Origin of the sequence: Bifidobacterium vespertilionis (assembly GCF_008698145.1) — a bacterium.
Lineage (GTDB): Bacteria > Actinomycetota > Actinomycetes > Actinomycetales > Bifidobacteriaceae > Bifidobacterium > Bifidobacterium vespertilionis.
In genome coordinates this window covers 266,815-282,992 of record NZ_RZNZ01000001.1, presented here as the reverse complement: position 1 = coordinate 282,992, position 16,178 = coordinate 266,815, and the positions used below count along the sequence as shown (strand labels likewise).

The following is a 16,178-nucleotide window of genomic DNA, read 5'->3' as shown; positions in this document are numbered from 1 at the left end:
TCCTGTGGCGGGCACGCGGCGCAGTCATTCGCCGTCTTTCGCATGCGCCGCGCATGGACCGCGATGATCAGGCGCGCGGCCGTGCTCATCGTGTGCGTGGCCGCGGTGGCCCTGGCGGCGTCATGTGCGGGGCGTTTCATGCATTGGACGCCATTCGCGCGGGAGCGGACCGCCGCCGCATACGATCCCGCGCGGTGGAACCTGATCGTTGTCAACCGATGGCATGCGATTCCGTCCGAATACCCGCAGACGGAACTGACCACGCTGCGCAACGGTCAGCAGGTCGATGCGCGCATCTATCCGGACCTGCAACGCATGTTCGACGCCATGCGCGCGGACGGGCTCGACCCGGAAGTGACGGCCGGCTTCCGCACACGCGATGTGCAGCAGCGCCTGATGGACGAGAAAGTCGCGGAATACCGCGGCAAAGGCCTGCCCGACGCCGCGGCGAGGGTGCAGGCGGAGCAGTGGGTGGCGATTCCCGGAACGAGCGAGCATGAGATCGGCCTGGCCGTGGACGTCAACGCGCGTGGCAGGGCGACTGACGCCAACTGGGCCGTATACCGCTGGCTGGCGGCGAACGCATACCGCTACGGGCTCATCCTGCGCTGCCCGGACGGTGGCTCCGCCATGACCGGCAATGGGTACGAACCGTGGCACTACCGGTATGTCGGCGCCGACGCGGCGAAGGCCATGTTCGCCAGTGGATAGACGCTTGAGGAGTATGCGGGCGTCGACCATTAGGTCTGACCCACGTAGGCCTAACCCAGGTGGCGCGCGAAGAAGTCGCACATGGCCGCGTTGGTGCGCCGGCTTTCCTCCCAATCCACTTCGGTGATGTTGAACACGTGTTCGAGCCGGCGGTCGTTGGGCCAGACCAGCTCCTCGAACTCGATGCCGCGGCCGCGCAGATAGCACAGCAGACGGGCGCTCTGGTCGTAGAACGGATCGGCCAGCCCGGTCATGACGAACATGGGTGGCAGGTCGACGCCGGCCGCGAACCGCACGTACGACCGGTACGGGCGCCATGGGGCGTTCGGGTCTCCGCCGCACATGACCTTGAGCAGCGCCCGGTCGGCCACGGCGAGCAGCGGGCTGGGGGGATCCGCCCGGTATGTGCCCTCCACGACGCCGTTGGCCAGTCCGATCGCGCGGATGGCGAGACGGGGCTCCGGTTCAACGCCGAAGATGGTCCGAAGGCGGGCCGACGCGTTGACGCAGTACACGAGCAGCGCCAGATGCGCGCCTGCGGAATCGCCGGTGAGGAAGACGTTGGATTTGTCCAGACGCTCGTCGCCTGCATGATCGGCCAGCCAGTGCAGCGCGGCGAACAGATCCCGAACCTGACCGCGCAGATCGGTGTCGGGCTGGTTGCGATAGTCCACGTTCGCCACGGCGAATCCCCGTTCAGCCAATCGCGAACAATAGGCGCGGTTGACGTCCAGATGGCCATGGATCCAACCGCCGCCGTGGATGTCGACGATCAGGGGCATCGGGGCGTGGCGGGGCGCATTCGCGGGGCGCATGATCTCGAGGCGGTGCGAGGGGTCGCGATCGCCGGCGTAGAAAACAGGGGCCTCCATTACGACGTCGTCGGGCGCGCGCAGACGGCCGGCACGGTCGGCCACGCCCTTGTCCACCACCAGCGCGAACGCGCGGATCGCCGCGTTCCTGACCCAATCCGGTGCATCAATCGCCATCTCGAACCTCCTGCGCACCCACTGTAGTCGGCGTGCGCGTGAAGGGGAGCGGATGACCCGCTTCGCGACACGCCATCGAACATTCGTTCGAAATTTGTCCGGTTTCCGGGTATGCTGTTCGAAGACTTGCAGCAGATGGGAGGATGCATGGCGACGGGACGGACGGGCAAAAGCGGCGACGTGGTGGTGGAGCGCGTCATGACCAGCGATTCGTTCCTCACGCGTGAGATCAGGCGCGCGCCCATGAAGCGCACCGAGACCTCGCTTGTGGCGGACATCTCGCACATCCCCAACGATCTCAAGATCACCATCCAGGGGGCCCGCGAGCATAACCTCAAGAACGTGAACCTCGCCGTGCCGCGCAACCGCATGGTGGTGTTCACCGGCCTGTCCGGCTCGGGCAAGTCGTCCCTTGCCTTCGACACGCTGTTCGCCGAGGGCCAGCGGCGGTACGTGGAGTCGCTGTCCGCATACGCCCGCCAGTTCCTGGGCCAGATGGACAAGCCGGATGTGGATTTCATCGAGGGCCTGAGCCCGGCCGTGTCCATCGACCAGAAAACCACGAACCGCAACCCGCGTTCCACCGTGGGCACCATCACGGAGATCTACGACTACCTGCGACTCCTGTTCGCGCGCACCGGCGTGCCGCACTGCCCCGAATGCGGGGAGCCGGTGGCCTCGCAGACGCCGCAGCAGATCGTGGACGCCCTGCTCGCCATGCCCGAGCGCACGCGATTCCAGATCCTCGCGCCCGTGGCCAAGGGACGCAAGGGGGAGTTCGTGGAGCTGCTGGAGCTGCTGCGGTCGGACGGCTATTCTCGCGCGCTCATCGACGGCGAGATGCACCAGCTGAGCGACGACATCAAGCTCACCAAGCAGAAGAAGCACACCATCGAGGTGGTGGTGGACCGCCTCGTGGTCAAGGACGGCATTCGCCAGCGCCTCACCGATTCGGTCGAGACGGCCCTGAAGCTCGCCAACGGCACCGTCGTCGCGGACTTCGTGGATGAGCCGGAGGATTCTCCCGCGCGCCGCCGGCCGTTCTCCGAGCACCGCAGCTGCCCGAACGGGCACACGCTCGAACTGGACGAGATCGAACCGCGCACCTTCTCCTTCAACGCCCCATACGGCGCCTGCCCGGTGTGCACGGGCCTGGGTTTCAAGCTGGAGATCGACCCGGAACTCATCATCTCCGATCCGGACAAGTCCTTGGCACAGGGCGTGATCGAGCCGTGGTCGAACACCAAGATGACCTCGCAGTATTACGGCCATGTGCTGGAGGGTTTGGCGAGGGACATGGGCTTCTCCATGGACACCCCGTGGAAGGATCTGCCGGAGGATGTGCGCAAGGCCATCATGTACGGCCGCGACTTCGAGGTGCAGGTCTCGTACCGCAACCGCTGGGGGCGTCTGCGCGAGTACTCCACCGGCTTCGAGGGCGTGATCCGCACGCTCATGCGCCGGCACGACGAGACCGACTCCGAATCCATGAAGGAGTACTACGAGTCCTACATGCGCGAGGTGCCCTGCCAGGCGTGCCACGGCCGGCGACTCAAGCCGGAGGTGCTTGCCGTCACCGTGGAGGGCAGGTCCATCGCGGACGTGTGCGACATGTCCGTCTCGCATGCGCTCGAATGGATCAACGGGCTCAAGCTGGAGGGCGCCGCCGCCAAGATCGCCGGTGAGGTGCTCAAGGAGATCCGCGCGCGTCTGGGCTTCCTCAATGACGTCGGCCTCGACTACCTCACCCTGTCTCGCGCCGCGGCCACGCTGTCCGGCGGCGAGGCGCAGCGCATCAGGCTCGCCACGCAGATCGGATCCGGTCTGGTGGGCGTGATGTACGTGCTGGACGAGCCGTCCATCGGCCTGCATCAGCGGGACAATGAGCGTCTGATCGAGACGCTGCACCATCTGCGCGATCTGGGCAACACCCTTATCGTGGTTGAGCATGACGAGGAGACCATAGAAAAGGCCGACTGGGTGGTGGACATCGGCCCGGGCGCCGGCGAGCACGGCGGCGAGGTCATTTACTCCGGCCCCGCCAAAAAGCTCGTGGACGCGCCCCGATCCATCACCGGCGACTATATCGCCGGCCGTCGCAGGATCGCCGTGCCGGATCAGCGACGCAAGGTGCGCAAAACGCATCAGCTGCGCGTGGTGGGCGCCCGGGAAAACAACCTCAAGAACATCAACGTGAGTTTCCCACTCGGCGTGATGACCGTGGTAACCGGCGTCTCCGGCTCGGGCAAGTCCACGCTCGTCAACTCGATCCTGTACCCGGTGCTTGCGGACAAGCTCAACGGCGCCCGCATCGTGCCCGGCAAGCACACGCGCGTGGAGGGCGTGGACCAGGTGCGCAAGGTCATCCACGTCGACCAGAACCCGATCGGGCGGACCCCGCGCTCCAACCCCGCCACCTACACCGGCGTGTGGGACAAGATCCGCACACTGTTCGCCAAGACCCCCGAGGCGCAGGTGCGCGGCTATGGTCCCGGACGGTTCTCCTTCAACGTCAAGGGCGGCCGGTGCGAGGCGTGCCATGGCGACGGCACCATCAAGATCGAGATGAACTTCCTGCCGGACGTGTACGTCGACTGCGAGACCTGCCACGGCAAGCGCTACAACCGCGAGACGCTCGAGGTGAAGTACAACGGCAAGACCGTCTCGGACATTCTGGACATGCCCATCGATGAGGCCGCGGACTTCTTCAAGGCGTACCCGGCCATCTCCCGCTACCTCAAGACCCTGGTGGACGTGGGCCTCGGCTACATCAGGCTCGGCCAGCCCGCGCCCACGCTGTCCGGCGGCGAGTCCCAGCGCGTCAAGCTCGCCACCGAGCTGCAGCGCCGGTCCGACGGCAAGACCGTGTACATCCTGGACGAGCCGACCACCGGCCTGCACTTCGAGGACGTCAACAAGCTGCTCAAGGTGCTCGAGGGCCTTGTGGACAAGGGCAACACGGTGATCGTCATCGAACACAACCTCGATGTGATCAAGACCGCCGACTGGATCATCGACCTCGGCCCGGAGGGCGGCGACGGGGGCGGCACGGTCGTCACCGAGGGCACGCCCGAGCAGGTGGCCGAATGCGCGGAGTCGTGGACCGGGAAGTTCCTCAAGCCGATGCTCGCATAGGCGGCCGTGCTCGCGTAAGTGGCCGTATGGGCGGGACGCGCGTCGATCCGCCATCCCGCCCGGATGTTTGTCCAGACGGTTGAATTCCAAAGGAGACTGCTATGAACGCCGGCATGCTGGAACGCCATGCCCCGGAGACCTGGCGCAAAACGGCGACGGCGCTGCGGGACGCCGACGCGGAAGCTGGCGGGTCCTCCGATGCGGCCGCAGACGTGGCCGCCGGCAAGGCCGTGAACAGGAACGGCGCGCCGCTGCTCGGCGACTCGCGCGATCTGTTCCGCCCCAAGACCGGCGACATTCCGGCCCAGCCCGGCGTATACAAGTGGAGGGACGGCGAGGGCCGTGTGATCTACGTGGGCAAGGCGAAAAGCCTGCGCAACCGCCTCACGAACTACTTCCAGCCGCTCTACCTGCTCCATCCGCGCACGCAGACCATGGTGCTCACGGCCCGCAGCCTCGAATGGACCGTGGTGGGCACCGAGCTGGAGGCGCTGACCCTCGAATACACGTGGATCAAGGAGTTCGACCCCCGGTTCAACGTGCAGTTCCGCGACGACAAGACCTACCCGTATCTGGCCATCTCGGCCGGTGAGGCCTATCCGCGCGTGTGGGTCACCCGAAGCCGAAAGCGTCGCGACACCCGGTATTTCGGCCCATATGCGAAGGTCTGGGAGCTCAGGCAGTCGTTGGACAAGCTGCTGCGCACCTTCCCCGTGCGCACCTGCACCGAGGCCGTGTTCCACAAGGCGGAGGTGACGGGCCGCCCCTGCCTGTTCGCGTCGATCGGCAAATGCTCCGCGCCCTGCGTGAACCGCATCACGCCCGCAGAGCACCGCCGCATGTGCGAGCGTCTGGTGGGTGTGATGACCGGTCGGCTCGGCAAGTCGTACGTGGCGCAGCTCACGCGGGACATGAAGGCGGCCAGCGCCGAACTCGAATTCGAGAAGGCCGCCCGGCTGCGCGACGAGATCCAGATGCTGCAGACCGTCATGCAGCAGAACGCGGTCGTGTTCGATCAGGACGTGGATGCCGATGTGTTCGGTCTTGCGTCCGACGAACTGGAGGCGTCCGTGCATGCGTTCTACGTGCGCGACGGCTCGATCCGAGGCGAACGCAACTGGGATGTGGAACGCGTGGAGGACGTGACTGACGCCGAACTCATCGCGGACCTCATCGTGCAGGTGTATTCGGATGCCGACAGCGAGGCCAGACGGGACGAGGCGGCAACCGCCATCCGCGAGCGGCGCGACGCGATCGGCTCCACGCAGAGCCTGACCGCCGTGGACGCCACATCCCGCGCCCAGGCCACACGCGAACGCCACGAGCGGCAGGAGCAGACCGGCCGCGCCGACCTGCTCGCACCCATCGCCCCCGTGCCGCGCGAGGTGATCGTGCCCATCGAACCCGCACGACGCGGGGAGCTGGAGGAATGGCTGTCCGGTCTGCGCAGGGCGGCCGTGACCATCCGCGTGGCCAGCCGTGGCGAGAAGAAGGCGCTGATGGACCGCGCCGCGGAGAACGCCGCCCAGGCTCTCCAGCGGGCCAAGATGAGCCGCATCAGCGACATGGGTGCGCGCACAGCCGCCATGAACGATGTGGCCAAGGCGCTGGGGCTTGATCAGGCGCCATTGCGCATCGAGTGCTACGACATCTCCAATACCGTCGGCGGAGCATTCCAGGTCGCATCCATGGTGGTGTTCGAGGATGCCATCGCCAAGCGCGGCGAATACCGGCGCTTCGCCATCCGCGGCAAGGACGGCAAGGGCGCGGTGGACGATCTGAGCGCCCTGTACGAGACGCTGACCCGCCGGTTCAGACATGGCAACATCGCTGGCGACACGGGCGAGAGCATGGACAACGAGCGGCGGGCCGAACAGGCGTCCCGCTCCGGGGAGTCGGACCGTTCCGGCACCACCACCGTCGTCTCCGCGGCGGGGGAGAGCGTCGAACCGGTTGTCCAGCAGAATACCGATCGCCATCATTTCGCGTACAAGCCGAACCTCATCGTGGTCGACGGCGGCAAGCCGCAGGTCATGGCCGCCGCCAAGGCGCTCGAGGATTCGGGCGTGGACGACGTGGCCCTGTGCGGCCTCGCCAAGCGCCTCGAGGAGGTGTGGGTGCCGGATGACGACTATCCGATCATCCTCAAACGCCAATCCGAGGGCATGTACCTCCTGCAGCGTGTGCGCGACGAATCCCACCGGTTCGCCATCACCTACCACCGTCAGACCCGTCGCAAGGGTGCCCTCAGATCCGCGCTGGACGGCATTCCCGGCATTGGCGAGGCCTACCAGAAGCGGCTGCTCAAGGAGTTCGGCTCGGTGCGCGCCATGCGGTCGGCAAGTGTGGAGGACCTTGAAGCCATCAAAGGCATCGGACATGCCAAGGCGCAGGCCATTTACGACGCGCTGCATACGGAAGGCCGGGAAGGCGGGGCGGACGGGTCTTCGCCCGGCGAGGCGCAGACTATGTGAGTCGATGAACCGCGTGGGGCTCATCGGCCCGCGTGCGATCGTGACCGGTAATCGTCACGGACCCCGCGAAGCGCGGCCGTCATATACTCCCCGTCGTGATCGGCGCCGGCACGCACGGCGGTGGCCACACAGGCCACGGCGGCGAACGAGACCCGGACGCCCTGCCCGTCCGCGTGGAAGTCGGCCGCGCATTCGGGTTTGATGCCGAAGTCGCCCGCGGTCCGGGCCGCATCGATGTTGGCTCCCAGAAATACGAACTCCCAGCCGTAGCGTTCCCGCTCATAGGAGATCATTCGCCTCACCTGCGCCCACGAATACCGCCGGCTCGCGTTCTCATACCCGTCGGTGATGATCACGAACAGCACACGGTCCGCGCGGTCCGACGGCATGGCGTGCCGTTGCCTGGCGACCATTTCGTCGATCGTGGAGCCGATGGCGTCGAGAAGCGCCGTGCTTCCGCCTGCCCGGTAGTCGCGGTCGGTCAGATCAGGCACCTTGCGCAGATCGACGTGGTCATGCAGCATTTCCGTCCTGTTGCTGAATAGGACGGTGGTGACGCTGCAATCGCCGGGAATCGCACGCTGCTTGGCGAGCATGCCGTTGAATCCGCCGATGGTATCCGATTCAAGACCGGCCATCGATCCGCTGCGGTCCACGATGAATGTCAACTGCGTGAGACCCCGATGCGATGCGCCCTTGCCCGATGCGCCTTTGTGATTCGCTGTTCCGTGCACTGCCATGTTGGTTCCTTTCCGGTTCGTCGCTGACAGGTTTGCCGGCGACGATCATCAGCATGGCAGCATCGAGACGGCCTGTGGTCGCTTTGCGGGCGACATCGGTTCGGCCTCCGTGATCACTGCCCGAGCAGCGGCTGGTCGTAGCGGAACAGGGTCTCGTTGATCGCGAATACGTCGAAGATGCCATGGACGATGAAGAATTCGACGATCACGTCGAATTTCACGCTGTGCGACAGCGCATAGCCGGCGCACGCCAGCAGATCGTCCGTTTCGTCAACATCCAGGCGCAGGGCGATCGCCAGCGCCAATACGGTCTTCTTGCCGGGCATGTACCCGTTGCCGCAGCGTATCTTCGAAAACAGCTTGCGGCTGATGTTGGCGCGCTTGTACACCTCCACGTCGTCAAGGCCCTTGGCGTCGATGAGCCGAAGGAGAATGACATTAAACGGTTCGTCCAGATCCGCAAGCACATCGCGCTCGTCATAGTGGCGCGATTGTGGCGCGGAGGATGGGCTTTCGGCCGCAAGCGGCGCATTGACGGCTCGCGACGACAGCGCCCGTTCGATCCCACGGTCGGCTTCAAGTCCCTGCATTTCCCGTTCGCGGTCCCGCGAGCGGTCCTCGTGCGAGGACGCATAGTGGTCGTCGATGTATTCGCGGATGCGCTGGTCGAGTTCCGAGGCGATCGTGAACGCGGACCGGTCGAATACGCACAGATACACGTCGGGATCATTTTCCTCGGACGGATACCCGTCAAGGAAACCGCGGATCTCGTCGATGGCCACGCGCAGCGCGTCCGGCTTCGGATAGCCGTAGATGCCGCTGGAGATCAGCGGGAACGCGATGCTCGTGCAGCCCAGTTTCGTGGCCAATGCCAGCGCATTGCGGTAGCAGGCGCGCAACAGCCGCTCCTCGTCGTGCCCGCCGCCATGCCAGACCGGTCCGGCGGTGTGAATCACGTACCTCGCGGGCAAGTCGAAGCCGGGCGCCGCGACCGCCTCGCCGGTCTGGATGGGGGAGAGCCGGTCGCATGCCTCCCGCATCCGTCGTGCGCCCGCAGCGCGGAAGATCGCGCCGCACACCCCGCCGCCCATGAGCAGTCGTGTGTTTGCCGCGTTCACGATCGCGTCCACGCGCATCCGCGTGATGTCCTCACGGACCAGTTGCAACGGCATGATATCCCCCTTCGCATCGGGCCCGTGTCGGATTGCGCTCCGCAAGCCTCATGAACGGTCCTGTGAACGGCATAGCGTCTCCCTCACGGGACGGTTGAAGCTGAACACCGACAAGGCCCACGATACCGGTTTTCTTCCCGGCGTTCCCTTGCTATTTTGCGTTTCGGGGCGGATTTCGGACTTTGCGGGATACCATATGCGCAAGTGGGAATCCCACGTGGGCATCATAATCGATGATCAACGATCATTCATGGTCTGGTACCCCAGTGTCAGACACGACCGCCTTGCGCAACAGCCATGCGCTGATCGCGGCGATGGCGACGCCGACCGGGATCACGTAGGCGGCGTATTTCACCCCGTTCAGCATCCATGTTGTCGGTATGACGGCGTACAGGATCGGCGAGTCCGGGAACATGCCGGAACCGATCGGAAGGCCGACGACGATGAGGAAGATGACGACGCTCCAGGCGGCGAGATCGTTGGTCCACAGTCGCAGGACGAAGCATGCAAGGGAAAGGACGACAGTGGTGAACGCCATCATCAAAGCCGCATGCAGGGACAGCAGCTCATTGACGACGAATCCGATGGCAAGCCCGTACAGCAGGGTCAGACAGACGTTGACCGCAACGCCGAGCGATAGCGATTTCATGCTGAAGCGGAGCAGGAGCCGATCGTGGATGCTGAAGGACCGATACGAGGAGGGCACCCGCGCATGGGAGAAGATGAGGCCGGCCGTGGCGATGGGAAGCATGACCGACAACGCCGACTGAGCCACCGCGATCGTGTTGCCGTAGCGCAGGAAGAGCAGCGGCAGAACCAACGCGGCCATGAAGGCGAGCGTCGACCAGCGAATCAACGCCACGCGCTCGATATACGACAGATACTTCATTTCCTTTCCACTCCTTTGCAACGGAACCGGCCCAGCAGGACATAGACGACACTGAGCGCCACAATCGGGGCGAGCATCACGGGATCGCCGGGCGACCGGCTTCCCGTCGCCCCCGGCGGGGCCATGGTGCCGTTCAGGTTCAATCCGACGGCCCGCAGGGCGTTCGCGACGTAGGGTGTCGCATAGTCGGGAAGGTCGCCCGGCAGCAGGATCCACACATAGCACAGGACGCCCGAGACGACCCCTGCGGCCGTGGGATTGACGGCGATCTCGATGATCGAGTAGACCAGCGCAATCAGCAGGCTTTGCAAAACGACGAAGCACAGGACCACGGTCAGATGCGGGTGCATTGCGGCGCCCGTCAGGATCATGATGGCGTCGAAGCCCAGGACGCTCAGCAGGTTCACGGCGATCAGGACCAGCGCCCGGAATACGGTTCTGAGCGAACATGGTTTCCACGCGAAGTACACCTGATATGGCAGGCCCCCATAGTGCGCCTTCGCGACCCTGGCATCGCACGCATAGAGCAGTGCCAGGCAAATCAGCGGCTGAGTGCCGGTGAACAGGAAGCTGTACCCTCCGGTGATCGGGGTTCCATTCGCCTCGCTCGAAATCCACGAGCCCATCAAAAGGGACGATACGGACCCGAACACCGCGGCGAGGAAATACCATGCGCTCCAGTAATACGTGACCAGCGCGCGGACAGGGGCAGCGGCACTCAAGGCTCTACCATATAGATCCGCGATGTTCACACCGGTCAGATCCGTGATCTGCTCGGCCCGGCCATGGCGGATCACAATGCATTCGTCCGGGACTCCTTGGATCTCGTGGAGCAGATGCGTGGAAATCACCACGCAGTTGCCCGCATCCCGATAGGCGCGCAGCGTTTCGGTCAGGGAGATCATGCCGTCGGCGTCCAAACCATTCTGTGGCTCGTCGAGAAACAGGAACCTCGGACGAGACAGCATGGCGAGGCACAACTCCAAACGCTCCTTCATGCCCGTCGAGTAATCCTTCGCCTTCCGTCCATGCGCCGCACGGCCGATGCCCACACTATCCAACGCTGACTCCGGGTCCACGTCCAGCCCCCAGAACGCCGAGGCCACCCGGACGTTCTGCCGGCCACTCAGGTACGGAAAGAAACTCGGGTGGTCTATCGCCGCGGACATCTCCTCGATACCCGTCTGCGTATAGGTGACGCTCCCGCTCACGGGCCTGATCCGCCCGAGCAGCGTCTTCATCAACGTGGTCTTGCCCGCGCCGTTCGGCCCGAGTAGACAGATGATCCTGCCAGTATGCAACTGCAGGTTGATGTCGCTGACGATCGGGGAACCCTTGTACCCGATCGAAAGATTGGTCGCCGATATCGCTGGCATGGTCCACCTTTCAAGAAAGGCGGGTCTGAAGACAAAGAATGCCTTGTCCCGGAACCGCGTCGTAACTCATTCGTCAGACTACGCATCCACGGTCGCGCGCGGCATAGTGCGTTGGGATGACAGCGAGCCATGCGGAGGTGCGGCCCCTCATCCTTGAGGACGACATGCGGAGGTGCGGCCCTGCAAACAGGTATCCGCCACAGTCAGTGCGCAACATTGTCGCAATTCGATACGGGGGCCGGCGTCCCCAATGAGTGAACGATTTTCGACACGCCGAAACAGCTCGAACATATGTTTGTCGAACTTTTGTTCGTAGATCATGTTACAGTGTAACCACACGGAAGGCGGCGCAACCGGCGAGGGATGAAAGAAATGGTCGCGCCGGCTTCCGTGGCCACACGATCAGAAGGGAACAACCATGAACAACGAACTCGAACACAACAACGAACTCAGACAAATCGCCCTCTACGAGAGCCCGGACCATACCGTTCACCTGGACGTAAAGGTGGACGAGGAGACCGTATGGCTCAACCGGCAGCAGCTTGCACTATTGTTTGGCCGCGACATCAAAACGATCGGCAAACATGTCGGCAATGCGCTGAAGGAAGAGCTGCAGGGCATTCCAGTTGTCGCAAAATTTGCGACAACTGGAACCGATGGAAAAACCTATCAGGTCGAGCACTACAACCTCGACATGATCCTCTCCGTCGGATACCGGGTCAAATCAAAGGAGGGCATCTACTTCCGCAGATGGGCGAACTCCGTCCTCAAGCAGCATCTCGTGGCCGGTTATACCATCAACCGCAAGCGCCTCGAATCCCTGCGGACCGTGGTCAAGGTGCTTTCGCATTCCGACGAGCCCGAGATCGCGGGCACGGCAAAGATCCTCGAACGGTATCTGCCCAGTCTCGAGCTTCTGAACGACTATGACACGGGTAATGTGCCCACGCCCAAAGGGCAGGAGCCGCACTGGAGGCTCACCTACGACGATGCTTGGGCGTTCGTGCGCTCGCTGCCGTTCTACGGGCGGTCCGACCTGTTCGGCCGCGAGCGCAACGGCGCCTTCGAAGGCATCGTCAATGGACTGTACCAGACCTTCGCGGGGCAGGAATTGTACCGTTCCGTTCAGGAAAAGGCCGCGAACCTGCTGTACCAGATCGTCAAGGACCACCCGTTCTCCGACGGTAACAAGCGCTGCGCCGCGGCTCTGTTCGTGTATTTCCTCGACGGCAATGGCGCGTTGCGCGATGACGAGACGTTCTTGGTGGAAGGCAACGCCCTCGCCGCCATGACGCTCATGATCGCACTGTCTGATCCGGGCGAGAAGGACACCATGATTGCCTTGGTTGAAAACTTCCTGGCGCATCGCTGAGACTCCGGAGGGAATCACACAGTGAGACCGACGGTACGATAGGATGAAGGAGCGAACAAGGAGGGATATGACCCAGGTCAATCATCGTTGCGCCGTGCTCGGCAAGCCGATCGCGCACTCGTTGTCCCCAGTGCTGCACAATGCGGCATACAAGGCGCTCGGCCTTGACGACTGGCACTATGACCGCCACGAGGTGGGCGAGGGGGATCTCGACGCCTTCCTCAAGGGGCTCGATCCCTCATGGGCCGGCCTGAGCCTGACCATGCCGCTCAAGAAGACCATCCAGCCGTACGGTATCCCGTCGAACCTGTGGGCGAAGGAACTCAAGGTGGCCAACACCGCGGTCTTCGACTGGGACAAACCCGGCGCAGGTCCCTCGATTCGACTGTACAACACCGATGTGGTGGGCATTCAGCTCGCATTCGACCATGCCACCCGTGCAGCCGGCATCCACGTTGAAGGGGACAGGCGTGGGCGCGCGCTGATCATCGGCAACGGCAACACGGCGTCCTCCGCGGTGGCCGCCTGCACGATGATGCCCGAAGTCGGCCACATCACCGTCGCCGCCCGGCACCCGGACAAGAACCTCGGATTGAAGCCGCTCGCCGAACGGTTCCTCAAGCGCGGCGACGCGCTCGACTTCATCGCGCTCGATGACCATGACGCCCTGCTGCGCGCGTTCGCAGAATCCGTCGTGGTCATCAGCACCATTCCCGGCCATGCCGCCGATCCCGTGGCCGAGGTGCTGGATTCGGCCGGTTTGGAGGTCGCCCCCGCCAGCGGCGCGCGGTTGCTCGATGTGGTCTATGACCCGCGTCCCAGCGCGCTCATGCAGGCGTGGCGGCGCCGGGGAGGGCTGGCCATCGGCGGCGAGGAGATGCTGCTGTATCAGGCCCTGATCCAGGTGCTGTTGATGACCAAGATCTGGGATGGCGATCCGCCCAGCGACGCGGACAGCAGGCTGCAGAATACGACCGTGGACGACGATCATGTGGAAATCGCCATGAGACAGGCGCTGGAGGAGGTGCTGTGATGACCAGCGACGCACTGACCGGTTTCAACGACAGGAATGACCGAATCGCGCAGGCGGACGACGACAGGCCGGAACCCGCCGAGGGCTTCGAGGTCCTGCTCATCACCGGTATGTCCGGTGCGGGACGATCCCATGCGGCGGACAGCGTGGAGGACATGGGCTGGTACGTGGTGGACAATCTGCCGCCCAAACTGCTTGTGCCGCTCGTGGACATGATGACCAGCTCCGCCTCGAAGATCCACAAGCTGGCCGCAGTGATCGACGTGCGGTCCCGCTCGTACTTCGACGATTTGTCCCAGGTGCTCAGCCATTTGGATGACCTTGGCGTCAAGACCCGCATCCTGTTCCTCGACGCGAGCGACGAGGTGCTGGTCAAGCGCTACGAATCCGTGCGCAGGCCCCATCCGCTGCAGCGTGGCGGACGCCTGATCGACGGCATCAACGAGGAGCGTGCGCTGCTCGCCCACTTGAAGGAGCGGGCGGACATTGTCATCGACACCTCGAACCTGTCCATCCACCAGCTGTCCACCAAGCTGTACGAGGGTTTGCTCGGCACCGGTCCCAGCACCGTCGCCGTGCACATCTTCAGCTTCGGCTTCAAGTACGGCATCCCGTTGGACGCGGACTTCGTTGCCGACGTGCGGTTCCTGCCGAACCCGTTCTGGGTGCCGCAGCTGCGCGAGCTGACCGGTTTGGACAAACCCGTGAGCGACTACGTGCTCTCCAGCCAAGGTGCCGGGGAATTTCTGGACGCCTATGAGACCGCCATCGTCACGGCCATCCAGGGCTATGCGCGCGAGGACAAGCACTTCGTGACCATCGCCGTGGGATGCACCGGAGGGCAGCACCGTTCCGTCGCCATGAGCGAGGAGCTGGCGCGCAGGCTGCGCCTGCACGGGTTGAACGTCACCGTTTCCGCCAGGGAGCTGCACCGCCATCGGCAAGGCGCGTGAGCAAAACGTTTGACGCCTTGCGTTGCCCGTGCGCGTCGATGACCCGACCCGATTTTCACATGTTGAACGCGGAATCGATAAATCGGGGTGAAAAGGCCCTTGGTTGTCCAACCGATTCGATATCACAGAAAGCCGGTGGTCACGCGGAGGAACATTCCGCGCGGCCGGATAATAAAACTCGAATACTGAGGAAGTTGTAGGAGGCTGGCTCTTGGCACTGATCGACGACGTCAAAAGCGAACTTGCCGCAATCGACAACGAGCTGCCTGCCGCGAAGAAGGCGCAGGCCGCCGCGATGATCCGTTTCGGTGGTGGACTCCACCTGATTCAGAACCACATCGTTGTTGAGGCCCAGTTCGATTCGCTGGACGCGGCTCGTTGGCTGCAGGACGCGATCAAGGACGTGTTCGGCCACGATTCCGATCTGATCGAGGTGTCCCGTCAAACCCCCACGGGTGCGGTGCAGCGCTATTCCGTGCGTGTGCTGCGTGCGGGCGGCGCATTGGCGCTGCAGACCGGTCTGCTCGACCGTCGCAAGCGTCCGGTCCGTGGCCTGCCGGCGGATATCGTCAGCGGCAACATCGCGCAGATCAAGGCCGCATGGCGAGGCGCGTTCCTTGCCCACGGCGAGCTGTCCGACCCGGGCAAGGCGAGCTATCTGGAGATCATTTGCCCCGGTCAGGAGGCCGCTCTGGCGCTGGTGGGTACCGCCCGCCGACTCGGCGTCAATGTGAAGGCCCGCCAGGTGCGCAGCTCCGAGCGCGTCACCCTGCGCGACCCCGACGCCATCGAGCGCATGCTGCTGCTGCTCGGCGCCACCCAGTCGTCCCGTCAGTGGAGCGGCAAGCGCTCCGACGGCGAATCGCGCGGCAAGGCCAACCGCCTCGCCAACTTCGACGATGCGAACATGCGCCGCAGCGCCAAGGCCGCCGTCGAGGCCAGCGAGAAGGTCATCAAGGCGTTCGAGATCCTCGGCGACGACATCCCTGAGAACCTGCGCGCGGCGGGCCAGTTGCGTCTGGATCATCGCGACGCCAGCCTCGAGGAGCTTGGCCGTCTCGCGGACCCGCCCGTCACCAAGGACGCCATCGCGGGCCGCATCCGCCGCCTGCTCCAGCTGAGCGCCAAGGTGGAGAAGCAGCGCGCCCAGCAGAACGTCTGAGCATGCAGCGGGCCGCAGTCCCGACCGGACCGCCGGTCATGGCCGTCCGCCCCGGCGAATAAAGCCGCGAAACCCTTCCAAACCCCGCCCCAAATGGCGGGGTTTGTTCGTTGTGGACTGTATTATGCGAATTGGCAATAAGCCCATTCCCTGCATACCGCAGTTAGGAAAG

Annotated in this window: 12 protein-coding genes; 7 read left to right on the top strand and 5 right to left on the bottom strand. The window is 64.2% G+C overall.

Annotated elements, in window-relative coordinates:
* Window positions 1–63: 63 nt before the first annotated feature.
* Complete coding sequence (locus tag EMO90_RS01235) at window positions 64–711, top strand: M15 family metallopeptidase (protein WP_223849679.1); 648 nt, start codon at window positions 64–66, stop codon at window positions 709–711.
* Window positions 712–761: 50 nt separating this feature from the next.
* On the opposite strand, the gene EMO90_RS01230 is transcribed toward EMO90_RS01235, so the two are convergent.
* Entirely contained in the window at window positions 762–1,700 is a 939-nt protein-coding gene (locus tag EMO90_RS01230) for an alpha/beta hydrolase (RefSeq protein WP_150353492.1), read from the bottom strand.
* Window positions 1,701–1,847: 147 nt separating this feature from the next.
* Between EMO90_RS01230 and uvrA the strand changes: the two genes are divergently transcribed.
* Both uvrA and uvrC read left to right on the top strand, forming a co-directional pair.
* A complete protein-coding gene (gene uvrA, locus EMO90_RS01225) occupies window positions 1,848–4,835 on the top strand; it encodes an excinuclease ABC subunit UvrA (RefSeq protein WP_150353493.1) in 2,988 nt (995 codons plus the stop codon).
* 101 nt (window positions 4,836–4,936) lie between these two features.
* The gene (uvrC, locus tag EMO90_RS01220) at window positions 4,937–7,309 is read left to right on the top strand and encodes an excinuclease ABC subunit UvrC (protein WP_223849680.1); all 2,373 of its coding nucleotides are present in this window, start codon (window positions 4,937–4,939) and stop codon (window positions 7,307–7,309) included.
* 20 nt (window positions 7,310–7,329) lie between these two features.
* On the opposite strand, the gene EMO90_RS01215 is transcribed toward uvrC, so the two are convergent.
* From EMO90_RS01215 to EMO90_RS12300, 4 genes are all read right to left on the bottom strand, one after another.
* Complete coding sequence (locus tag EMO90_RS01215) at window positions 7,330–8,049, bottom strand: vWA domain-containing protein (RefSeq protein WP_150353494.1); 720 nt, start codon at window positions 8,047–8,049, stop codon at window positions 7,330–7,332.
* A gap of 113 nt (window positions 8,050–8,162) precedes the next feature.
* Window positions 8,163–9,221, bottom strand: a complete 1,059-nt coding sequence (locus tag EMO90_RS01210; RefSeq protein ID WP_150353495.1) for a macro domain-containing protein — start codon at window positions 9,219–9,221, stop codon at window positions 8,163–8,165.
* Between the two features lie 244 nt (window positions 9,222–9,465).
* Entirely contained in the window at window positions 9,466–10,110 is a 645-nt protein-coding gene (locus EMO90_RS01205) for a cytochrome C oxidase subunit IV (RefSeq protein ID WP_150353496.1), read from the bottom strand.
* Complete coding sequence (locus EMO90_RS12300; protein WP_223849681.1) at window positions 10,107–11,486, bottom strand: ATP-binding cassette domain-containing protein; 1,380 nt, start codon at window positions 11,484–11,486, stop codon at window positions 10,107–10,109. Before EMO90_RS12300 ends, EMO90_RS01205 begins: the two co-directional genes overlap by 4 nt.
* A 418-nt stretch (window positions 11,487–11,904) precedes the next feature.
* Here EMO90_RS12300 and rhuM point away from each other — a divergent pair, with 418 nt between their 5' ends.
* The 4 genes from rhuM to whiA all read left to right on the top strand — a co-directional run bounded on the left by rhuM (window position 11,905) and on the right by whiA (window position 16,006).
* On the top strand, window positions 11,905–12,858 hold the full coding sequence (rhuM, locus tag EMO90_RS01190; RefSeq protein ID WP_150353497.1) for a RhuM family protein: 954 nt from the start codon (window positions 11,905–11,907) through the stop codon (window positions 12,856–12,858).
* Window positions 12,859–12,925: 67 nt separating this feature from the next.
* Window positions 12,926–13,891 (top strand): shikimate dehydrogenase family protein, encoded by a 966-nt coding sequence (locus EMO90_RS01185; RefSeq protein ID WP_150353498.1) that lies wholly within the window; start codon window positions 12,926–12,928, stop codon window positions 13,889–13,891.
* Entirely contained in the window at window positions 13,891–14,844 is a 954-nt protein-coding gene (gene rapZ / locus EMO90_RS01180; protein WP_150353499.1) for an RNase adapter RapZ, read from the top strand. The genes EMO90_RS01185 and rapZ overlap by 1 nt, the downstream gene beginning before the upstream one ends.
* Before the next feature lie 211 nt (window positions 14,845–15,055).
* Entirely contained in the window at window positions 15,056–16,006 is a 951-nt protein-coding gene (gene whiA / locus EMO90_RS01175; protein ID WP_150353500.1) for a DNA-binding protein WhiA, read from the top strand.
* Window positions 16,007–16,178: the final 172 nt, after the last annotated feature.